General features: G+C 63.8%; 17 protein-coding genes and 1 pseudogene. 5 read left to right on the top strand and 13 right to left on the bottom strand.

Annotated elements, in window-relative coordinates:
* Positions 1-53 precede the first annotated feature (53 nt).
* The 4 genes and pseudogenes from BGP02_RS14820 to pilM form a co-directional block, all read right to left on the bottom strand.
* A pseudogene (locus tag BGP02_RS14820) lies at positions 54-572 on the bottom strand (shikimate kinase); the annotation flags it as partial.
* Positions 478-3,087 (bottom strand): type IV pilus secretin PilQ, encoded by a 2,610-nt coding sequence (gene pilQ, locus BGP02_RS14815; RefSeq protein ID WP_286798786.1) that lies wholly within the window; start codon positions 3,085-3,087, stop codon positions 478-480. The pseudogene BGP02_RS14820 and the gene pilQ, both read right to left, overlap by 95 nt.
* On the bottom strand, positions 3,077-3,736 hold the full coding sequence (locus BGP02_RS14810; RefSeq protein ID WP_286798785.1) for a PilN domain-containing protein: 660 nt from the start codon (positions 3,734-3,736) through the stop codon (positions 3,077-3,079). The genes pilQ and BGP02_RS14810 overlap by 11 nt, the downstream gene beginning before the upstream one ends.
* Positions 3,737-3,738: 2 nt before the next feature.
* On the bottom strand, positions 3,739-4,788 hold the full coding sequence (gene pilM, locus BGP02_RS14805; protein WP_286798784.1) for a pilus assembly protein PilM: 1,050 nt from the start codon (positions 4,786-4,788) through the stop codon (positions 3,739-3,741).
* A gap of 244 nt (positions 4,789-5,032) precedes the next feature.
* Here pilM and BGP02_RS14800 point away from each other — a divergent pair, with 244 nt between their 5' ends.
* Positions 5,033-7,474 carry a penicillin-binding protein 1A gene (locus tag BGP02_RS14800; protein WP_261939635.1) on the top strand — a complete coding sequence of 814 codons (2,442 nt, stop codon included), beginning with the start codon at positions 5,033-5,035 and terminating at the stop codon, positions 7,472-7,474.
* A 94-nt stretch (positions 7,475-7,568) separates the two neighbouring features.
* Here BGP02_RS14800 and cyaY read toward each other — a convergent pair whose 3' ends face one another.
* Positions 7,569-7,889, bottom strand: coding sequence for an iron donor protein CyaY (gene cyaY / locus BGP02_RS14795; protein WP_017235772.1), 321 nt, complete (start codon positions 7,887-7,889; stop codon positions 7,569-7,571).
* A 57-nt stretch (positions 7,890-7,946) separates the two neighbouring features.
* Between cyaY and lptM the strand changes: the two genes are divergently transcribed.
* Both lptM and lysA read left to right on the top strand, forming a co-directional pair.
* Positions 7,947-8,174, top strand: coding sequence for an LPS translocon maturation chaperone LptM (gene lptM / locus BGP02_RS22360; protein WP_085982717.1), 228 nt, complete (start codon positions 7,947-7,949; stop codon positions 8,172-8,174).
* Between the two features lie 88 nt (positions 8,175-8,262).
* A complete protein-coding gene (gene lysA / locus BGP02_RS14790; RefSeq protein ID WP_017235773.1) occupies positions 8,263-9,531 on the top strand; it encodes a diaminopimelate decarboxylase in 1,269 nt (422 codons plus the stop codon).
* Here the strand turns inward: lysA and msrQ are convergent.
* The 5 genes from msrQ to BGP02_RS14765 form a co-directional block, all read right to left on the bottom strand.
* Positions 9,459-10,259 carry a protein-methionine-sulfoxide reductase heme-binding subunit MsrQ gene (gene msrQ / locus BGP02_RS14785; protein WP_017235774.1) on the bottom strand — a complete coding sequence of 267 codons (801 nt, stop codon included), beginning with the start codon at positions 10,257-10,259 and terminating at the stop codon, positions 9,459-9,461. The two genes, lysA and msrQ, sit on opposite strands and share 73 nt — an antisense overlap.
* A 27-nt stretch (positions 10,260-10,286) precedes the next feature.
* Entirely contained in the window at positions 10,287-11,285 is a 999-nt protein-coding gene (gene msrP / locus BGP02_RS14780) for a protein-methionine-sulfoxide reductase catalytic subunit MsrP (RefSeq protein WP_017235775.1), read from the bottom strand.
* A gap of 204 nt (positions 11,286-11,489) precedes the next feature.
* A complete protein-coding gene (gene ccsB / locus BGP02_RS14775; protein WP_017235776.1) occupies positions 11,490-12,674 on the bottom strand; it encodes a c-type cytochrome biogenesis protein CcsB in 1,185 nt (394 codons plus the stop codon).
* Between the two features lie 11 nt (positions 12,675-12,685).
* Positions 12,686-14,821 (bottom strand): cytochrome c biogenesis protein ResB, encoded by a 2,136-nt coding sequence (locus BGP02_RS14770; RefSeq protein ID WP_083902419.1) that lies wholly within the window; start codon positions 14,819-14,821, stop codon positions 12,686-12,688.
* Between the two features lie 166 nt (positions 14,822-14,987).
* The gene (locus BGP02_RS14765; protein ID WP_026132329.1) at positions 14,988-15,644 is read right to left on the bottom strand and encodes a c-type cytochrome; all 657 of its coding nucleotides are present in this window, start codon (positions 15,642-15,644) and stop codon (positions 14,988-14,990) included.
* Between the two features lie 298 nt (positions 15,645-15,942).
* Between BGP02_RS14765 and yihA the strand changes: the two genes are divergently transcribed.
* Positions 15,943-16,611: a ribosome biogenesis GTP-binding protein YihA/YsxC gene (gene yihA, locus BGP02_RS14760; RefSeq protein ID WP_017235779.1), complete on the top strand. Its 669-nt coding sequence runs from the start codon at positions 15,943-15,945 to the stop codon at positions 16,609-16,611.
* Positions 16,612-17,097: 486 nt separating this feature from the next.
* Positions 17,098-18,096 (top strand): porphobilinogen synthase, encoded by a 999-nt coding sequence (hemB, locus tag BGP02_RS14755; protein ID WP_026132330.1) that lies wholly within the window; start codon positions 17,098-17,100, stop codon positions 18,094-18,096.
* An 85-nt stretch (positions 18,097-18,181) separates the two neighbouring features.
* On the opposite strand, the gene dsbD is transcribed toward hemB, so the two are convergent.
* From dsbD to rplQ, 3 genes are all read right to left on the bottom strand, one after another.
* Positions 18,182-20,092: a protein-disulfide reductase DsbD gene (gene dsbD, locus BGP02_RS14750; RefSeq protein WP_286798783.1), complete on the bottom strand. Its 1,911-nt coding sequence runs from the start codon at positions 20,090-20,092 to the stop codon at positions 18,182-18,184.
* 73 nt (positions 20,093-20,165) lie between these two features.
* A complete protein-coding gene (gene cutA / locus BGP02_RS14745; RefSeq protein WP_017235782.1) occupies positions 20,166-20,498 on the bottom strand; it encodes a divalent-cation tolerance protein CutA in 333 nt (110 codons plus the stop codon).
* A 194-nt stretch (positions 20,499-20,692) separates the two neighbouring features.
* Positions 20,693-21,085, bottom strand: coding sequence for a 50S ribosomal protein L17 (gene rplQ, locus BGP02_RS14740; RefSeq protein ID WP_017235783.1), 393 nt, complete (start codon positions 21,083-21,085; stop codon positions 20,693-20,695).
* Positions 21,086-21,100 lie beyond the last annotated feature (15 nt).

Genomic DNA, 21,100 nt, shown 5'->3' with positions numbered 1-21,100 from the left:
ACGCCGTCATGCCGATCGTCAGGCGAATCGGATGGCAGGCCGGCGCTGCTGGGAACGATTCCCACGACCTCCAGTTGCATCAACACCATGTTGACGAGCGCATTCACGCTCGGCCGACCCGTTTCGATGACGAAGGTCGCGCACTCGCGATATAGCGCGTCGCGCTCTTTGAACAACTGCTCGAGACGCGCGCGTGGATCGGCCGTTTGCAGCAACGGGCGGTTCTTGTCACGACGTGTGCGCAGCCAGAGGTCATGCGGATTGGCGCGCAAATAGACCACCGTGCCGCGCGACTTGATGTGTTCGCGATTTTCCGCGCGCAGCACCGCGCCCCCGCCGGTGGCGAGTACGATTCCGCTGCGTTGGGTGAGTTCGTCGATGGTCTGGGCTTCGCGCTGACGGAAGCCGTCCTCGCCTTCGTGCTCGAAGATGATCGGAATGCGCACACCCGTGCGCGCTTCAATCTCATGATCGGAGTCATAGAACTGCCGCCCAAGACGTCGCGCCACTGCGCGCCCAACCGTGGTCTTGCCCGCCCCCATCAGTCCGACAAGTATTACGTTTTCCAGCATAAATCGCTGATATTTGGGTTCCAGCCCCCGATGATACCGGGATATGCGTCGGGCGTGCGGAACGCGTCAACTCGGAGCGCACTCCGGTGAGCCGGGGATGACCGGAAGGCAGGTCGTTTTTCGAGGGCTTGGGCGAGGCGCCCGAGGAGGCCGCATTATCCTCGGCCTCGCCGCCCTTCCGACCCTCGGGCACCACACTGGGCGTCAGAAACACCAGCAGCTCCGTACGGCGGTCTTCGTTGGCGCGGTTGCGAAACAGCGCGCCCAGCAACGGCACATCGCTCAACCACGGCACGCCGGCTCGACTGTCGCGCCGTTCTTCCTGGTAGATCCCGCCGATGGCCACCGTCCCTCCGTCCTCGACCTGCACCTGCGTCTTGACATGTCGGGTATCCACGGCGAATCCCTGTGCCACCGCCTGCCCGACACTGTCCTTGCGCACGTCGACATCCAGAATCACCTGACCGTCCGGGGTAATGAGCGGCGTCACTTCGAGCCTCAACGTGGCCTTTCGGAATTGAATCGACGTTGCATTGCGGCGGCCACTTTGCGTCTGGTAAGGCAGCTCCGTGCCCTGTTCAATGAGTGCCTGAACCTTGTCCGCCGTGACCACGCGAGGCCGGGAGACGACACGACCTCGCCCACTTGTCTCCAATGCCGAGAGTTCCAGTTGCAGCAAGCGCGTGGCGGAGCGGCCAAAAAGCGTGATCGCCAAGCTCGGCGGCACCACGCCGGCCAGCGCCGCCGCGGGCAAGCCAATGTCGAGCGCACTGCCCGATGGCGTTCCCCCTCCGCTATTCGTGCCCCCGACACCCCGCGCCCCCTCCGCGGCCGGCCGCTCGCCGCGCTTCTGCTGGCCTTCGCCGCGACCGTGGTGTCCCGTGAGCCGGACACCGAGCGACTCGCTGAAGCGGTCGTCGGCCTCGACAATGCGGGCCTCAATCAGCACTTGACGGACCGGAACGTCGATTCGTGCGATGAATTTAGCCAGCGCATCGAGCTTTTCCGGCAAATCGGTCACGAACAATTGGTTCGTGCGCGGATCGGCAATCAGGCTGCCTCGCACGGACAACAATCGTTGCCCCTTGCGGTCCTTTTCGCCCATGATGATCTCCCGCAGCGCCAATGCACGCGGATAGTTCAGCGTGAAGCGACGGCTGGCCAGCGGCAGCAACGCCTCGCGCTTCGCGGCCGCTTCGAGTTGCGTCTGCTCGTCAGCCAGCAGGTCGGCACGCGGGGCAATCCAGTCGACGCCGTTCAACGATTGAACGCCGAGACCGGCACTCCGGACCATGACGTCAAACGCCACAGCCGCCGAGACGCGCTGCACTTCCATGTCGAGACGCCCGACGACGCGCTCGCCAATCACCACGCTGCGCCCGGTCAGACGGGCGAACGCCCGTAACGCATCGGCGGCCTCCACGCCATGGAGCGTCACGTCGACGCTCAACGCGTCGGAGTCTTCCGCCGCCGGCCCCTGTCGCGGTGGACCTTCGCTCCAGGTCGCCGCCAATTCGGCAGCCGACGTCCGGTGAAGCACGACCCGCCGCGATCCCGCACGCATCGATCCGACAGGCGTGCCGTCGTCGACCGACGACTGCGGGCCGGACGCCGCCATCGTCACGGCGTCCTGAGCTGAGCGGCGCGTCAGTGGCGTACGAAACACGTCGATCGTGTCCGCCGGCATCTGCCAAGGCGGGGCTGGCGGCGGTAACGCCGGCAAGGAACGCCCGGCAGGCATGCCGGGAAGGTCTGCGGGACGTCGCCAGGCGTAGGCGGCCACCATGGCCGTGACCCCCGCCTCGGCCTCCGCCACTACCGTCGCACCGGAAGTTCCCAACGCCGGCCCCTGAAGCGACAGGCGCTCGATCGATAGATGCCGAGGCATCCGGTCGACCTCGGCGAGCCAATCGAGCAGATTCGCGACGCGCCCCCCGACACGCATTTCGGCACGCTCGATTTCGAGGTCCCCGCTCGACGCGGCGGGCCCCGGCCGCGCTGCCTCCAGCGTCAGGCCCGAACGTGCAGCAAGGCGCTCGAGATCGGCACGCCACGCCGAGCGCGTGTCGTCAGCGAGGTCCGGTAGCGAGGATGCCGCCGAGTGCCGTGCCGACGCGCCCACGCCTTCGCTCGCCTCGGCTGCCGCTTCCCCCACCCTCTGTGCAGCGAGCGGAAGCCGGCGATGCCAAGCCATCGTCTCGGCCTCGGCATCACGCAGCGTTGCCATCAATGCGGGTAAGCGACGCGCGGCGTCGTTCGCCCGATCCCACCTCTGCTGCTCGGCGCCAAGATCCTTCTGCAAGGTTGCCCTTACGGGCAGGCCGACCAGCCACCAGACCGACCACGCCATCAGCAGCCCCAACAGCCAGGCAAGGATGACCAGTCCCCAGCGCACCAGCGGCGCCCACTCGGCCGGCGAGACTGACGTCCACGCCGTCCATCGCGCACGCCAGCGGTCTGCTGCATCACGAAAAATGTCGCGGACATCATCCGGCGGAGGGCGTTCACCGTACATCGGGCACCTCCTCACTCGGCAGCCCATCGACCTCCGCGGTGACCGAAAGCGCAACGGGCCTCGGTGCACGCTTGAGTTCGATACGCAATGTGAAGCGGCGAAGGGTCGGCACAGAGGCCTGAGTCGCTCCGCCGGCCCACTGACGCTTGACGGCCTCCGGGACCACGCTCGATTCGACTTCCGCGACTTTGCGCACCCATGGCAGCGTCCGCAATCGCTTCTGCGTTTCGCGCACGCGTGATTGCGTCGTTGCATAGCCCTCGACGCGCGCTTGATCCTCGCCGATTTTTACGGATGTCAATCGCACGCCGTCGGCGCACGCGCGCATGATGTCGAGCAATCGGTTTGCGACGGGCTGCCGACGCTCGATCAACGCCGCGGCCGCCCGGCGATGGGCATCCATGGCCGCCAACTCACGCCCGGCCGTCTCGAACGCAGCGATCTGCCCGCCGAGTTTCTCGCTCGCCGCACGTAGCGCCGTCACTTGCGCCTGCGTTTGCTGGCGCAGGGAGATGTCGCGAGCCATCGGCGCGAGCGACGCGAGCCCACCACACGCGGCCACGCACCCCCATATTCGCCATTGCCGCGCAAACTCGCGCTGCCGGCGCTGGGCGAGCGTGGGGAGGAAATCGAGTGGAGGAAATTGCACCTTCATTCGCATGTCACGCCCCTCATCGACATGGCACGCAACGCCAGTCCGCATGGCACGGCAAGCGCAGTCCGCTGCGCGAAAGTCTGGCGTCGTGGCCCGGACGGACGCGACGATTCGAATCGTCTCAGCGGATCGAATGGCCGCACAGGGATACCGCAGGCCGCGCCGAGCGCGTCGCAGATCGCCACGAGTTCCCCAGGACTCGCGCCTTGCGTCGCGATATGCATGACGCCTACGGCGACGGGCAGCTTGCCCGACAACTCGCGCACCACGCTTGCCAACGCGTCTGGATGGCCGCCGATACCGTCGAAACGTTCTCTGACGTCGGCCACGCAGGTGTGTCCATCGAAGACCGATAGATCGAGGTGATGCGCGTCGATTTGCAGCAACCCCATCGGTGCCCGCGGCGACGCCTGCGCGATGGCTTCGCCACCGACCGGCCATGCCCATCGGAAGGCCCGTCGCCCGGCCTCGTGCGCCGCATCGGTCGCATGCACCCGAAGTCCCGACATTTCGAGCACCGCGACGCGGCTATCGACCAGTTCCGCCTCACAGGCGTACAAACGCAGCCGATAGTTGCCCGGGTCGGCCCACGTCACGCCCACGCGATGGCGCAAGGCGGGATCGCCGTCACCGGGCAGCAGCAAGGCGGCACGGCGCTCGCACCACGCTCGCAACGCACGCGGCGGCAAATCCTCCGGACACTCGATGACCTGCGTTTTCAGTCCGTGGGCGGGCAGTGCCAGTACGAGGGTGTCGTCGCGCAGATCCTGCGCATGGGTGCCGAGTCGCTCCAACAGCTCCTCCAGCCGACGCGCGGCGGCCTCCGGTTTGACGATCAATGCGCCGCGCAATATGTCGTCCTCGAGCACGGCAGTCCCGCAGGCGTCCAGACGCAACTGCGCGGGTCCGGCCACCCGGGTCAGGCGAACGAAATGCATGCCGCCAGCGTCGAAATGAATACCGCAACCGCCGCCCCCGGCACGCGGCAACGCCGCCGCCAGTTGGCTGCCCATGTGGCGCACACCGCGCAGAACTGCTTCGATCATGACATCCTCCCGTCTCTCACCCAGTCGATGTCATCGATGCTATCCAGCGCGACGCAGCAGCCCAATCGGACCAGTCCGAATCCTCACGGCCGCCGGGCCAACGCGACGCGGTTTAGGAATCCGCGCCGGTCCTTTCTCGTCCGACTCCTATACCCCATAGGCCAGAACTCCGATTTCGGGGGGCTGCGGCGAGAGGCGTCGAGTCGTTCGTTATAATCGGTTCACTGATTTTTCCGGTTCCCCCATGGCAAGCACACCCCAAACCGAGACACCCCGCGACAAGCGCCCACCCACGCCGCGCCGCTCTCTCTGGCTGCGCATTACGCTGTGGTTCGCTGGCCTGTTCGCCGCGATGGTCGTGTGTGGCGCGCTGCTCGCGGGGTACATCCTGGTGGTGATGACGCCGCAATTGCCGTCGCTCGACACGATCGTGGACTACCGGCCGAAGATTCCGCTGCGCATCTACACCGCCGACGACATCCAGATCGGCGAGTTCGGTGAAGAGCGCCGTAATCTGGTGCGCTTCTCCGATATTCCCGACGTGATGAAGAAGGCCGTCCTCGCCATCGAGGACGACCGCTTCTATCAGCACGGCGGGGTCGACTTCATCGGCATCTTCCGCGCGGGCATCGCCAACTTCGCGCGTGGTGGATCCGCGCAAGGCGCCAGCACGATCACGATGCAAGTCGCGCGCAACTTCTTCCTCTCAAGCGAGAAGACCTACACGCGCAAGATCTATGAAGCGCTTCTCGCCTACAAGATCGAGTCGCGCCTCACGAAGGATCAGATTCTCGAGCTGTATATGAATCAGATCTATCTCGGCGAACGCGCCTATGGGTTCGCCAGCGCTGCGCGGGTTTATTTCGGCAAGGATCTGAAGGACATCACGCTCGCCGAGGCCGCCATGCTCGCCGGCCTGCCCAAGGCCCCTTCGGCCTATAACCCGATCGTCAATTACAAGCGCGCCCGCATCCGCCAGGAGTACATCCTCAAGCGAATGTACGACCTTGGGTACGTCTCGAAGTCCGAATACGACCAGGCCATCGCGCAGGAACTGGTGGTACGCGGGCTGGGCAGCGAGTTCAGCGTTCATGCCGGGTACGTGGCCGAAATGGTTCGCCAACTGCTCTACGCGCAGTTCAAGGACGAGATCTACACGCGCGGCTTGAACGTCTACACAACGATCAATTCGGCCGATCAGGAAGCTGCCTACGAAGCGCTGCGCGCCGGCGTCATGGCCTACGAGTTACGTCATGGCTATCGCGGGCCCGAAGCCAATATCGACCTTCCAAACGACCAGGACGAGCGCGAACAACTGATCGACGACACGCTGGTCGAGCATCCGGACAGCGGCGATATGGTCGCCGCCGTCGTGCTCTCGTCATCGCCGCAGCAGGTCAAAGCCGTGCTCCTGAACGGTGACGACGTGACCGTGACCGGCGAGGGCCTGCGCTTTGCGGCGGCGGGATTGAGCGCGAAGGCCCAGCCGAAGCAGAAGATTCGCCCGGGCTCGGTGATCCGTGTGACCCAGGATGCGAAGCACAACTGGCGGATTGTGCAGATGCCGGACATCGAAGCGGCATTCGTGTCGCTCGACCCGCAGAATGGCGCGATTCGCTCGCTCGTCGGCGGCTTCGACTTCAGCCGAAACAAGTTCAACCACGTCACGCAGGCCTGGCGTCAGCCGGGCTCCAGCTTCAAGCCGTTCATTTACTCGGCGGCGCTCGAAAAGGGCTTCGCACCGGCAACGATCATCAACGACGCACCGTTGTACTTCTCGGCGGCGCAGACAGGCGGGCAGCCGTGGGAGCCGAAGAACTACGGCGGCGGCTTCGATGGGCCGATGCCGATGCGCGTCGCGCTGATGCGCTCGCGCAACCTCGTGTCGATTCGTATCCTGCAGAGCATTACCCCGGGCTACGCACAAAAATTCATTGGACGCTTCGGCTTCGAGGCGGACAAGCACCCTGCCTATCTGCCGATGGCGCTGGGCGCGGGGATGGTCACACCACTGCAAATGGCGAGCGCCTACGCCGTGTTTGCCAATGGCGGCTTCCGCGTAAATCCGTTCATTGTGGCGCGCATCACCGATTCGAAGGGCAATGTGATCATGGAGGAAAAGCCGTCCACTGCGGGCGACGAATCGATCCGGGCCATTTCGGCGCGCAACGCGTTCATTATGGATTCGATGTTGCACGACGTTGCTACGCGCGGCACGGCCGCCAAGACCAATGTGCTCAAACGCAGTGATCTGGCAGGCAAGACGGGAACGACAAACGACTCGCACGACGCCTGGTTTGCCGGCTTTCAGTCGCAGTTGGTTGGCGTTGCCTGGATCGGCTTCGACCAGCCACGCAATCTGGGGGACCGCGAAACCGGGGGCGGTCTGGCGCTGCCGATCTGGATCGACTACATGGCCAAAGCCTTGCGTGGCGTGCCGGAATCGACGCGTGCGGTACCACCGGGGATCATTCAGGCGAATGGCGATTACTACTTTGACGACTATCCGCCGGGACGCGCGGTGAGTACCGTCGGCCTGAGCGCCGATACCGTGCCGGACGGCTCGGCGGGTTTGGGGCCGTCGGCGGGACCGCTGCCCGGTCATATGCCCGCCCAGCCGAGTCCCGCGCCGGTGGACCGTCAGGAGCGTCAGCGTATCCTGGACATGTTCAACAACAAGCCCTGAAGGGTGAATGGGCGGCGGCGCGGCAATCTCCCGGACCGCCCAGTCCGCACGGCGGCGTCGATTTCGGTGCGCCCGCCGCGCTGCAGTTTCGCTGTCATTCGGCCTGCAACGTTACCGTTTCGCCCGCCTGTTGTGACGCGAAGCGCGACAGGGCCTCAAACAGTTCGGTACCGTCGCGCGTATCGCGCCATTCGTCGCCCTTGAGACGGTAGTGGTAGCCGCCCGAACGCGCGGCCACCCAGATTTCGCTCATCGGCGTTTGCAGGTTGACGATGATCTTGCTGCCGTCTTCGAATTCGAGCGTCAGGACGTTGCCCGTTCGTTCGCAGTCGATATCCACGTCGCTGTCCTCGACAGTCGCCTCGACCTGCGCCAACACAGCTTCGGCCAGCGCCAGGAATTCACTTTCCGTCATGCTAAACTCCACGGTTTGCGTCATCGTTTGCATGCCGCACCACGCGGCGATACCCCCATGACTGCACCTATTCGAACCTGCGCGATTGTAGCGTCGATTGCCCTGTTGAGCGTATTGGCCGGTTGCGGTCAGGCCGGGCCACTGTACATTCCCGCCCGCCCGGTGAAACCGACGCCGCCGCCGGGGGCCCCGCTGCCCCCGCCACCGCTCGTGCCCGAACCACAGCGAGGCCCGTCGGTGGACGTACCGCCGGCCGCGTCGCTTCCGGCGGCGAAGCCGGAATAAGCCACGACCATCCGGAACAAGCCGAATTCAGCCGGCCGGAAGCCATCCGCCTGCGCGGCGTGCCCTAGTTGATTACCGAGTTTTCGCGATGTCCGACGCCATCTTTTCCTACCGCAACGACGTACTCCATGCCGAGGGCGTTGCACTGCCGGCCCTCGCCGAGCGTTTCGGCACGCCGCTGTATGTCTATTCGAAGGCGGCCCTGACAAGCGCCTATCAGGCTTATGCCAAGGCCTGCGAAGGCCGCAACGCCGCCGTGCACTACGCGGCCAAGGCGAACTCGAACCTCGCCGTGCTGGGCGTGTTCGCCAAGCTCGGTGCGGGTTTCGACATCGTGTCCGCCGGTGAACTCGCTCGCGTGATCGCGGCGGGCGGCGATCCGAAGCGCGCCGTGTTCTCGGGCGTCGGCAAGCACGCCGACGAAATGCGCTACGCATTGGAAAAGAACGTTTTCTGCTTCAACGTCGAATCGCGTCCCGAACTGGACAGACTCAATGATGTGGCCGGGCAAGCGGGCAAGCGCGCTCGCGTTTCGCTGCGCGTGAACCCGAACGTCGACGCCAAGACGCATCCGTACATTTCCACCGGCCTGCGCGGCAACAAGTTCGGCGTAGCCTACGAAGAAGCCTTCGACGCCTATCGCGCTGCCGCCGCCATGCCGAACCTCGAAGTCGTCGGCATCGACTGCCATATCGGCTCGCAGATCACGGAAATTTCGCCGTATCTCGACGCCACCGACAAGGTGCTCGATCTGGTCGAAAAGCTCGAAGCGGCAGGCATCTCGCTGCACCACATCGACGTGGGCGGCGGCCTGGGCATCACTTATACGGACGAAACGCCCCCCGATATCACCGCGTTCGCCACCACGCTGCTCGATCACATCGCCCAGCGCGGCCACGGGCACCGTCAAGTGCTGTTCGAGCCTGGTCGCTCGCTCGTCGGCAATGCCGGCGTCCTGCTCACGCGCGTGGAGTTCCTCAAGCATGGTGAGACGAAGAACTTCGCCATCGTCGATGCGGCGATGAACGATCTGGCGCGTCCTGCGATGTATGAGGCCTATCACGGCATCGATCCGGTCGAGCGACGTGCCGTCGACGCGGTGATTTACGACGTCGTGGGCCCCGTGTGCGAAAGCGGCGACTGGCTGGGTCGAGACCGCGCCTTGGCGATTGCGCCCGGCGATCTACTCGCCATTCGCTCGGCAGGCGCCTACGGCTTCACGATGAGTTCCAACTACAATACGCGCCCGCGCGCCGCCGAAGTCATGGTCGACGGCAACGAAGCCTACCTCGTTCGCGAACGTGAAACGGTCGAGTCGCTCTTCGCGGGCGAACGACTGCTGCCCGACCACGCCTGAGTCCGCCGTCTGCGAAGCGCCCACCACACACGGGCGCCGAGCAGGCTCGCGACCACGGTCGCGTAGACCGCCGGCTGGGCCAGATCGTTCTTGCCCGCTTTCATCCACCAGTAGTGCAGGATCGCCAGCACGGCAATCGCATAGATCAAGCGATGCAACCGCTGCCAGCGCCGCCCGCCCATGCGCCGAACCACCGCGTGCGGCGACGTCAGCGCCAACGCCACCATCAGCACGAATGCCGCGAACCCCACGGTGATGAAGGGTCGCTTGCCCGACACGTCGCGCAGGATGCTCGACCAATCGAACCACTGATCCAGCCAGACATACGTGGCGAAATGCAGCGCGCCGTAGAAGCACGCGAACAGTCCAAGCATGCGACGTAACCTCAGCAGCCAAACCATGCCCGACAAGCGTCGCATCGGCGTGATCGCGAGCGTGGCGCAAAGCATGACCAGCGTCCAGGTGCCGGTCGAACGAGTGATGAACTCGACCGGATTGGCGCCCAACCGATCCGTCATGCCATACGCAATCAGTCGCAGCCCCGGCGACAGCGCGAACAGGAACACGACCGCTTTCACCCAGGGCAGCCATAGTTGCCGGTCTTGCACCGAATGATTAGCCGCGCGCGCATCGGCACCGGCTGACGGCAAACCGCTACCGGGGGTGGGCGCCGCCGCCTCGACGGTGGCGCCAGAACCCTCGCCCGGATGACGTGGCGTGATGGACATATCGGCAAATCGACGCGGCGCGTCCGTTCAAAAGAATTTTCGCAGATCCATGCCCTGGTACAGGCTGGCCACCTGATCGCCGTAACCATTGAACATCAGCGTCTTGCGCTTGGGCGTGAAAATACCGCCGTCGCCAATGCGACGCTCGGTCGCCTGACTCCAGCGCGGATGATTGACGTTGGGATTCACGTTCGAGTAGAAGCCATACTCGTCCGGCGCCGCGCGATTCCAACTCGTCAGTGGCATTTTCTCGACGAAACGAATCGCGACGATCGATTTGGCGCTCTTGAACCCGTACTTCCATGGCACCACCATGCGCACCGGCGCGCCATTCTGGTTTGGCAGCACCTCACCGTACAATCCGAAAGTCAGCAGTGACAGCGGATGCATCGCTTCGTCCATCCGCAGTCCCTCCACATACGGCCAACTCAACACCGGATACGACAGCCCCGGCATCTGCTTCGGATCGGCAAGCGTCACAAATTCCACATACCTCGCGTTGCCCGTCGGCTGCACTCGGCGGATGAGTTCGGACAGCGAGTAGCCGACCCAGGGGATCACCATCGACCACCCCTCAACGCAGCGGTGGCGATAGACACGCTCCTCGAGCGGCGCGAGCTTGAGCAGCGCATCGATGTCGAAGACCTTCGGCTGCCGGACCTCGCCCTCGATCGCGACCTGCCACGGGTGCGGCTTGAGCGTGCTGGCGCGGCGCGACGGATCGGACTTGTCGGTGCCGAACTCGTAGAAGTTGTTGTAGGTGGTGACGTCGTTGATATCGGTCGTCTTGTCGGTGATGACGTAACGCGCGTTGCGCGCAGCCGTCAGTTTCGCCAGTCCGACGCCAGGACTGTCAACCGCGAAGGCCGACTGCTGCGGCAGCACGCCGAGGGCAGCGCCGCCCAACCCCGTCAACCCGGCACCCGACGCGCGCAGAAAGCGCCGGCGCGCGGTCACCACCTCGCGAGGCGTAATGTCGCTCGCGGGAATATCCGCCCCGCGCAGCCGCGACTGATCTTGACTCATGATGCCCCCTTCTGCCTGGCCTTTCCGGCACCGTTGCCGATTCCGCAAATTTGCGGACTCACCTGTCCATGTCAACGTTGAGACTGGCACCGAGACAGCGTCGTTCCCTCCCTCCCGGTGCGAAAAATCATACGACATGACAAAAAAAGCCGCCGGCACCCGCGTGCGGCGGCTTTCGAGTCGCGCCCGAGGCGACGACGCCCGTCAGAGTTGACCGTAGCTGTGCAGCCCCGAGAGGAACATGTTCACGCCGAGGAATGCGAACGTCGTGATCAGCAGGCCCGTCAACGACCACCAGGCCGCCACCACACCCCGCAATCCCTTCATCAGCCGCATGTGCAGCCACGCCGCGTAGTTCAGCCACACGATCAGCGCCCAGGTCTCCTTCGGATCCCAGCTCCAGTAACCGCCCCATGCGTCGGCCGCCCACAGCGCGCCGAGAATCGTCGCGATCGTGAAGAACGCGAAACCGACGGCGATCGCCTTGTACATCAGGTCATCGAGCAGTTCGAGCGACGGCAGGCGCGACGAGAAGAATCCGCTGTCGAGCGGCTTGCCGGCCAGGGCCAGACGCTTGTTTTCGCTCGACTTGAGCAGATACGCCACCGAGACCATCGCCGCAAGCGAGAACGTGCCGTAACCGATGAAATTCGCGGGCACGTGGATCTTCATCCACCAGCTCTGCAACGCCGGCACCAGCGGCTGGATCTCATAGGCACTACGCGCCACGCTGTACCAGAGATTGAAACCGACCGCCGCGCTGATCACGAGCAGCACGAACGGCCCGAGCGCGCGCGTCTCGTAGTGATGTTCGTAGTAAAGGTAGAACAGCGCCGTGATCATGCAGAAGAGCACGAACACTTCGTACAGGTTCGAAATCGGGATATGGCCGACGTCGGCGCCCACGAGATACGATTCGTACCAACGCACCATCATGCCGGTGAAGCCAAGCAGCACGGCGGCCCAGCACAGCGTCGAGCCGACGCTCGCACCGAACGGCGAGCGTGCGATCAAGCCTCCCCAGTAGAAGGTCGTCGCCAGGAAGAACAACGCACTCATCCACAGGATGGCCGACTGACTCGAAAGGAAATACTTGAGCAGGAAGGCCTGATCGGCGCGCGCCAGATCGTGGTGATACAACCCGATGCCCGAAAGGGCGAGAATCGCGATTCCGGCCATCAGCCACCGCACGGACCGCCAATGCCAGCCCAACAGCGCAAAAGCCGGCACGCAGAGCACCAGAATCGTGTGCTCGTAGTAATCCATGTAATGGCCGTAGCGATTCAGAGCAAAGCCCGCCCCGATCGCCAGCGCCAGCGCGAACAGCCAGTCGCCAACGCTGCGGCGGCGCAGCCACGAGACTTCCGAATAGTTTTGCGATAACTCCATCTGTCTCACCCTTATCGTTTTGTGACGATCTCGTCGATCTCCGCCTTCGTACGGGCGAATTCCTTTTCGAAATCCAGTGTGCGGCGCGTGGTCGACACCGCCATCAATACCGAACTGCCGCCGTCCGGCGTGTCTTTCAGCCACAGCCACAGACGCCGCTCGCGCACGTAAAACATTGAGAAGATGCCGAGTACCAGCAGCAAGCTGCCAAGATACACGATCTTCTTACCCGGCGAGCGCGTGAGCTGGAAGACGCTCGCCTGAATCTGATCGAACGAATCGAGCTGCAGGAAAACCGGGGCGTCGTACAGAAAATTGTCGGACAGTGCATTGGTTGCCGTATGCACGAAGCGCTCGTTCTCGGGCGTGGGCGTCATGGCCGGCTGCCCGGCCTGTTCTCGCGCGACCTGCCACAGTTGCCAGACGGTACCGTCGAGAATACGACGGAACATGTCGGCCGCGCTCGATTGCTGATCCTGAGGAACCTTCTCGTTGACGAACTCCGCAATCGCCTGCAGGCCGCCCTTCGTCTGGCTGGTTTTGCTTGCTGGAATGGCGCCGGCAAACAGATCCAGCTCGCGTTTGGCGCTTTCCTGCAATTGCGCTCGCAATGCCGCCGACGTTTGCGACGGCAGTGATTGAGCAGCAAACCGCCGGGCGGCTTCGGCCCGCGCCCCATCGTCCTGAAGCGCGGCGCGCAGCAGCATCCACTGCTTGACGGAGCCGTCAGCGTCCGCCGGGATGCGCAGATACTGGAACGGGCCGTCTGGCGTGTCGCGTACACCGGTCATGAAGACCCGCTCGCCATCGTCCACCAGAATCGGCAGCATATAGTTGCGGTACTCCTTCGCCTGCCCGCTGCGGTCGCGCACCTTGTACTGTACCGACGGCCCGACGTTGCGCAGATCCTTGCCCACGTCGGGGCGAGCCCCCGAGCCCAGTCGCGCGTTCAGATCGTCGCGCAACGTTTTGCGCGCCACGCCGCGCACGTCGCGCTCGCCCGCGCCATTGCTGATGTTCTCGACGTTGATCGCGCGGAAATCGCTGAACTCGACGGTGTATTCATCCTGGCCCGCGACGCCGCTGCGCAGTTGCGTCGAGCCGCCCACGTTCCCCGAAAATGCGAACGTCCGGTCGGACACGCCGTGCATGGGATACCCGGTCAACTTCAGCTTGCTGCCACCGTCCTCAAAGCTCGACTGGTAGATCGCGACGCCCTTGTAGATGAACGGCTCGTTGACCTTCACTGTCGCGTTCATCGACTTGCCGGTCTCCGGGTCGGTGACCACGATATCGCTCGCGAACAACTTGGGCATGCCGGTCGAGTAGTAATCGACGTGAAATTTCTTCAGTTCGACAGAGAATGGCAGGTCCTGCACGACCGAGCCGTCCTGGAAATTCAGAATCGCCGTGTTAGATTTGCCGCCCTCCGGCACGAACGCGTAGCCGCGAAACGCCGGGTTGTTCGGCGAGAGACGGTGTGTCTCGGGAATCTGGGCAATTACAGCGTTGCCCTGCAGCGGCGACTTGCCGAACAGCACCATCTGGAGACGAATGAGCAGATCGCTGTCGACCAGCCCGCCCAGGCAAATGATCACGATCGCACTGTGCGCGAAGATGTAGCCGACTTTGTTGATCGCGCCGGTCTTGGCCGCAACAAGCGTCGCGCCATCGCGCTCGCGCACGACGAAACGATAACTACGACGTCCGAGATAGCCCGTGAGACGCGACACGAGTTCGGTGCGCGACGCCGGGCCGGTGTATTCGGCCTTATGGCCGAAGGCCCGCAGACTGCCCTCGCGCACGTGATCTCGCCAGCTCCGGATGTCCGCGATCATCTTCGGCGCATTGCGCACGATACACAGCGTCGTCGACGCCATGAGGAAGAAAAGGATCAGCAGGAACCACCACGCGCTGTACACGGTGTACAGACCGAGCGAGCGGAAGATACCGGCCCAGAACGGACCGAACTGATTGACGTAGTTGGGGTACGGGTCGCCCTGCTTGAGCACGGTGCCAACGATGCTGGCAATCGCAAGCACGCTCAGCAGGCTGATGGCGAAACGCATCGAGCTGACCAGCTCGACGCCGTCGCGCACCCATCGCTGCGCGCCCTTGATCTGCATTCCGGAGGTACTGAGGCTCATCCTGTTTCCGACAACAAAAAAGGCGGGGACGCGTGTCTTACGCGCCCGCCACCCTGTGTATGCTAAACCAGTTCGACCCGATCGCCCTGCGGCGCCGCGGCTGGTTTCGCTATAAGTCAGCGAATATACCCCGACGTTCACATGATGTCAGGGCCGGGCCTGCCGATCAGCGCAAACCGGCGATGTAATCCGCGACTGCCTTGATTTCCTTGTCCGACAACCGCGACGCGACCGTATGCATCGGCGCGTTGTTTTTGCGAACCTCGTCGCGGAACGCCACCAACTGGGCGGCGGTGTATTCCGCCCACTGGCCTGACAGTCGAGGGTATTGCGACGGCATGCCGGCGCCTGTTGGGCCGTGGCATGAGGCGCAGGCGGGAACGCCCTTTTCGGCCAGCCCGCCGCGGTAGATCTTCTGGCCCAGCGGCACGGTGTCCTTGTCGCGCGCGGCACCCGGTTTCATGGTCTGCGAGGCGAAATAAGCGGAGACATTGCGCATGTCCTGATCGGACAGTGCGGCGACCATGCCGGCCATGATGGCGTTATTACGCACCGGCGTTTTGCCGGGCTGGGCCTTGAATTCGGTGAGTTGCTTGTAGAGATATTCGGCGTGCTGACCGGCGAGCTTCGGATACGCGCCGCCGGCGCTGTTGCCGTCTGCTGCATGGCAGGCGGCACAAACCTGACTGGCAATGGCCTGTCCCCGGTTCAGGTCGGGTTTGGCGGGCGCCTGCGCCTCGGCGGCTTGTCCAGCACCGCTCAGAAGAAAGCACGCCAGTGCCAACGGTGTTGCAGCGAGAGACTTCCACACTCCTCGGTTCATTCGCACACCTTATATCTGTTTTGTCGGGAAATCGGTCGTTCGAACTCACCGTCCGGCGCCGCGTTTCTCCTCCAACCTCACGGCGCGCGAGACGTTCGGACAAGCCTTGGCCAGGCCAAGGTTAACTTTCATATTGTACAATAAAGTCTTTCCCCGACTTTAGGGGATTTCCATGTAGAAGGCCGCAGAACGGGGCTTCCCGAGCCATCGCCGGGGGGCATCAGACCCACCGTCTTGCGTGCCCTGCGTCCGCGTTGCAGCCCGACTCCCGTGGCTGTGGCGCTCCTCGGTCTCCGTCATGTCCCTACTTCATCAAGCCCGCTTCTTCACGACCGTCAATCATCTGCGCGACCTGCCGCCCACGGCCGTGCCCGAGGTCGCCTTCGCGGGCCGCTCGAACGCGGGCAAGTCCAGCGCGCTCAACATCCTGTGCAACCAGAAGCGGCTGGCCTTCTCGAGCAAGACGCCAGGCCGTACGCAGCACATCAACTACTTCGAGATCGCGCACCTCGAGCATCTGTACGGCTATCTCGTCGATTTGCCCGGCTATGGCTACGCCGAGGTCGGCGGTGGCGTGAAGGTGCACTGGCAGCAACTCCTCGGAGACTACCTGGTGCAGCGTCCGCAATTGCGCGGCCTCGTCTTAGTGATGGACTCGCGCCGGCCGTTCACGGAACTCGATTGCGAGCTGATCGACTGGTTCATGCCGACCGGGCGCGCCATCCATGTCCTGCTGACCAAGGCAGACAAGCTGACGCGTCAGGAAGCGACGGTCGTGCTGCGTGACACGCAAAAGCGACTGGCCGCGCTACCGCGTACGGATGGCCTGCCGTCCGACGATCCGGCAACGCCGCCGCAGTTCACGGCGCAACTGTTCTCGTCGCTCAAGCGCACCGGCGTCGACGCTGCGCAGCGCGTGCTCGAAGACTGGCTCGCCATTCCGCCGCGCGACGCCGCCAAGAAGTAAGTTGGCATCAAGCGGCGGGGGAAACGGGAAGCCAGCGCGACAGATTGTCGCGGCGAGCCGCGTGGCTGCCGATGGATTGGGCGTGATAGAGATGCGCGCAACGGACAGCGCAACGTGCCCTAGGCCGAACGGATGAGTTTCCTCGAATTCGTTGGAAAGCAGGGCTGTCGGGGGATCCGACAAGACGATTCGCGCGCCCATAAAAAAACCGCCGTGTAGGCACGGCGGGTTTAAATGAGCCTTATCGTAGAACGACAGGCGCCCGCTCAGGGAGGAGAAGCGGGGGACGTCACACGCAGTGCGAACATCCGGTTGGTATGATATACCATGCGTTCGAAAGTTTCCCGCCGAGCGCCCTTTTTTGCGCGCCTTCCCGCGAATGGGATCGTTGCAGCAACGGCGACGACTGGCCGTTTTAGGGCGGTCCGCGCGACCGATTTCACCGGAATCTTCGACACGCCAATCTCCGTCCAAAGGACCGATCGCATGAGTTCCTACCCCCTGCTTCGCCCGCGCCGCATGCGACGCGATGACTTCTCGCGTCGTCTGATGCGCGAAAACCACCTGACGTGCGACGACCTGATTTATCCCGTGTTCATCCTTGAAGGCGAGAACCGCCGCGAGGCCGTCGCCTCTATGCCCGGCGTCGAACGCGTCTCGGTCGACGAACTGCTGCGCGTGGCCGACACCTGTGTCACGCTCGGCGTCCCCGTGATCTCGCTGTTCCCGAATATCGAAGCAACGCTCAAAACACCCGACGGCATCGAAGCCGCCAACCCGGACGGTCTGGTCCCGCGCGCCGTGCGCGAGCTCAAGCGCCACTTCCCGGATCTGGGTGTGTTGACGGACGTCGCCCTCGACCCGTACACGAGCCATGGTCAGGATGGCGTGCTCGACGAAAACGGTTACGTCATCAACGATGTGACGACCGGCATTCTCGTAAAGCAAGCCCTCACTCAGGCGGAAGCGGGCGTGGACATCGTCGCGCCATCCGACATGATGGACGGACGCATCGGCGCCATTCGTGAAGCACTCGAAGCCGGCGGGCACATCCACACACGGATCATGGCGTATGCGGCCAAGTACGCATCGGCCTTTTACGGGCCGTTCCGCGACGCCGTCGGGTCGGCATCGAATCTGGGCAAGGGCAACAAGATGACGTACCAGATGGATCCCGCCAACTCCGACGAAGCGTTGCGCGAAGTCGCGCTCGACATCGAGGAAGGTGCGGACATGGTGATGGTCAAGCCCGGCATGCCGTACCTGGACATCGTACGCCGCGTGAAGGACGAGTTCCGCTTCCCCACGTACGCTTACCAGGTCAGCGGCGAGTACGCGATGCTCAAGGCCGCTGCGCAAAATGGTTGGCTCGATCACGACAAGGTCATGATGGAGTCGCTGCTCGCCTTCAAACGTGCTGGCGCCGATGGCATCCTGACGTATTTCGCGCTCGACGCAGCAAGGCTGATTCGCGCGCAAGCCTAAGCCGTGTGTGGGCGCGCCACCGAATCCGTTCGCGACGATCCGCGCCCGGGTTCGGGCCGCAGCGCTCGGATTCCGGCCGCAGCGCTCAGGTGGCCGGCCCGAGGGCCTTGTCCAGGCTGCGCAGGAACTGATCCGCCGACTGTGCGCCGATCACGCGCATCCCCGTCCTCTCGTTACCGCCGCCATCGAAGAAGATGATGCCTGGCGGGCCGAACAGTCCGAAGCGCTTGAGCAACGCCTGATCGTCGGCGTTGTTGGCCGTGACGTCAGCCTGCACGAGCACCACCTGATCGAGACGGGCTTTGACACGCGGATCCGTGAAAACGGAGCGCTCCATTTCCTTGCAGCTAATACACCAGTCCGCATAGAAGTCGAACATCACCGGACGCCCTGCCGTCGCGATAACCTGATCGAGCTCTGCAACGCTGCGTACGCGCCGGAACTTGGCTCCCTTGTCCACGGGTGCGCTGGCGCTCCCCGAGGTGGCCACTGTCAACCCCGCGAGTGGCGCAAGCGCATCACGCGCCCCCGTTGCCGCCCCCACCAAAGCCACGGCGCCAAGAAGGGCGACGACAACGCCTAACCCCTTGAGCACGCGCCGTGCAGCGCTGACACCATCGGGCAGTCTATCGAAAACGTGCATGAACGCGGCGGCCACCAACAGCAAGGCGCCCCATCCCAACAACAGAACGGGCGTGGTCAGCAATGGCCGCACAATCCAGAGCGCAACACCGAGAAGCAGGAAGCCGAAGAAGCGTTTCACGCCGCCCATCCATGCCCCCGCACGCGGCAGCAACGCGCCGCCGCCGCCCGCGAGAAGCACAAGCGGTAATCCCATCCCAAGCGACAATGCGAAGAGCGTTGCGCCACCGAAGACCGAATCTCCCGTCTTCGCGATAAAGGCGAGCGCGGCCGCCAGCGGGGCGGTCACACATGGGCTCACGATCAGTCCCGATAGCACGCCCATCATCGCCGCGCCGACCCATTGACCCGACGCCTGCTTGCGAGCGGCGTCATCGATTCGAGCGCGCAACGCCAACGGCACCTGAATCTCGTACATGCCGAACATCGACAACGACAGGACGATCATGAGCAGCGCGAACGAGACCAGCACCCACGGCGCCTGCAGGAACGCGATCAGACCTTGCCCCAACAATCCGGCGGCCACACCAATGACGGTGTTCACCACGGACATGCCGAGCACATAGGCAATGGCCAGACGCACGGCCTTGCCTCGACTGGCTCCCTGCCCTGCGACAATCGACAGGAGAATCGGGACCATCGGCAACACACACGGCGTGAACGCCAACCCGACACCCAGCGCGAAGAAGATCGCCAATGCCAGCACGAAGCTGCCTCCGGAGAGGATCCGCTCGGCCTCGCTATAGTCGTCTCGCGCGGACAACCAGCCGCTGGCCGTGTCAGCGTTGGGGGCTGCCGACACGGATTCCGGCGACGTGACGATCTTCCCACCGCTCGACGCTTGCGCCATGCCGCCGAGCAAGGCCGGCGTTGCGGGGACCGGCGTTGATGCGGCCGTTGAACTCCCGCTATTCGCGCCGCCAATCGCGGCAGCGGAAATCTTCAACGGCTTGTCCATCGGGGGATAGCACAGCCCCTTCTCGGCGCAGCCCTGCATGGTGACGTTCAGCGTAAACGGGGCCCCCGCCCGACTCACCGGGATGCGAACGTCGATGGGCTCGTGATACACCTCCATGTCCTTGCCGAAAGTCTCGTCGCGCTTGACTTCACCCTTCGGAAACACCGGTACGCCGAGCGTGACGGCAGGATTGTCGGCTGCGAAGGCAAACCGTTCTCGATAGAGGTAGTAGCCCTTGGCCACTTCGAAATGCAGCAGCACCGCACCGGGCTGCTCTGTCTTCGATACCTTGAAGGCGACATCCGGGTCGAGAAAATCGTCAGCGGCGCGGGCGCACCCGGCCCCGAGCAACAGAACCGCCGCCACCAGCAGTAATGCGACCGACCATAGCCACATGACCCGATGTCGCATCGGGCCGTGCCCATTGCGACTGCCTCGCGGGATCCCCCGTCCCACCATTGTCTGCACGTCAGACATGCAACGCCCCCCGCGTTTCATCTTCAACCCACCGCGCGTAGGCAGGCAGCGCTGCCGTGGCGGGCCACGCCACAATCTCCGGCACGTCGTAGGGATGATGTTCTTTAATGTATTGCTCCAGCGCGCTGTAACGCGCCGCCGTCGTCTTGATCATGAGCGGCACTTCCACGCTCGTCTCGCGCTTGCCTTGCCATCGATAGCTCGAACGCACCGGTGCCATTTGCTGCACGCACGCCGCCAGCCGCTCGGCCAGCATACCGTCGATGGCGGCGTTGGCGCTGGCCTCGTCGGGAAACGTCGTCGTGACGATAAGAAGGGCGTCCATGATGTGGCGTAGACCATTCGAGCGTGAGGATCGTTCACTGTACACCGACGCCGCGAAATGTGCCCAATCAGCCAGCGATTTCCAGACTGCCGAGCAGACGGGTTCAGACGACGCCTTAAAATGAAAAAAGCCAGGTCGTCGACCTGGCTTCTTTTTACGACTCACGGCCTTGAAAAGACCGTTGCGCGTGTCGCTTACTCAGCCACTTCCGGCGCTTCCGTGTCGACTTCCGGACGGTCCAGCAGTTCGACGAACGCCATCGGTGCATTATCGCCCACGCGGAAACCCATCTTCAGGATGCGCAGGTAGCCGCCCGGACGGTTGGCAAAGCGCGGGCCCAGTTCGTTGAACAGCTTGGTGACCATGTCACGATCGCGCAGGCGGTTGAACGCCAGACGACGGTTGGCCAGCGAATCCTTCTTACCCAGCGTGATGAGGGGCTCGACGACCTTGCGCAGTTCCTTCGCCTTCGGCAGCGTGGTCTTGATCGCTTCGTGTTGGATCAACGAGTTCGACATATTGCGCAGCATTGCCAGACGGTGGCTGCTGGTACGGTTCAGCTTACGAAGACCATGACGGTGACGCATTTCAACTTTCCTTTA

The organism is Pandoraea sp. 64-18 (genome assembly GCF_001899225.1).
Taxonomy (GTDB): domain Bacteria; phylum Pseudomonadota; class Gammaproteobacteria; order Burkholderiales; family Burkholderiaceae; genus Pandoraea; species Pandoraea cepalis.
Note: the sequence above shows the minus strand (reverse complement) of the source record. Positions and strands in the feature narration are given on the sequence as shown.

Excerpts from the sequence above, each read along its gene's own strand:
- pilQ (WP_286798786.1), bottom strand. The coding sequence starts at position 3,087 with ATGTACGGTGAACGCCCTCCGCCGGATGATGTCCGCGACATTTTTCGT.
- pilM (WP_286798784.1), bottom strand. The coding sequence starts at position 4,788 with ATGATCGAAGCAGTTCTGCGCGGTGTGCGCCACATGGGCAGCCAACTG.
- BGP02_RS14800 (WP_261939635.1), top strand. The coding sequence starts at position 5,033 with ATGGCAAGCACACCCCAAACCGAGACACCCCGCGACAAGCGCCCACCC.
- cyaY (WP_017235772.1), bottom strand. The coding sequence starts at position 7,889 with ATGACGGAAAGTGAATTCCTGGCGCTGGCCGAAGCTGTGTTGGCGCAG.
- lptM (WP_085982717.1), top strand. The coding sequence starts at position 7,947 with ATGACTGCACCTATTCGAACCTGCGCGATTGTAGCGTCGATTGCCCTG.
- lysA (WP_017235773.1), top strand. The coding sequence starts at position 8,263 with ATGTCCGACGCCATCTTTTCCTACCGCAACGACGTACTCCATGCCGAG.
- msrQ (WP_017235774.1), bottom strand. The coding sequence starts at position 10,259 with ATGTCCATCACGCCACGTCATCCGGGCGAGGGTTCTGGCGCCACCGTC.
- msrP (WP_017235775.1), bottom strand. The coding sequence starts at position 11,285 with ATGAGTCAAGATCAGTCGCGGCTGCGCGGGGCGGATATTCCCGCGAGC.
- ccsB (WP_017235776.1), bottom strand. The coding sequence starts at position 12,674 with ATGGAGTTATCGCAAAACTATTCGGAAGTCTCGTGGCTGCGCCGCCGC.
- BGP02_RS14770 (WP_083902419.1), bottom strand. The coding sequence starts at position 14,821 with ATGAGCCTCAGTACCTCCGGAATGCAGATCAAGGGCGCGCAGCGATGG.
- BGP02_RS14765 (WP_026132329.1), bottom strand. The coding sequence starts at position 15,644 with ATGAACCGAGGAGTGTGGAAGTCTCTCGCTGCAACACCGTTGGCACTG.
- yihA (WP_017235779.1), top strand. The coding sequence starts at position 15,943 with ATGTCCCTACTTCATCAAGCCCGCTTCTTCACGACCGTCAATCATCTG.
- hemB (WP_026132330.1), top strand. The coding sequence starts at position 17,098 with ATGAGTTCCTACCCCCTGCTTCGCCCGCGCCGCATGCGACGCGATGAC.
- dsbD (WP_286798783.1), bottom strand. The coding sequence starts at position 20,092 with ATGTGGCTATGGTCGGTCGCATTACTGCTGGTGGCGGCGGTTCTGTTG.
- cutA (WP_017235782.1), bottom strand. The coding sequence starts at position 20,498 with ATGGACGCCCTTCTTATCGTCACGACGACGTTTCCCGACGAGGCCAGC.
- rplQ (WP_017235783.1), bottom strand. The coding sequence starts at position 21,085 with ATGCGTCACCGTCATGGTCTTCGTAAGCTGAACCGTACCAGCAGCCAC.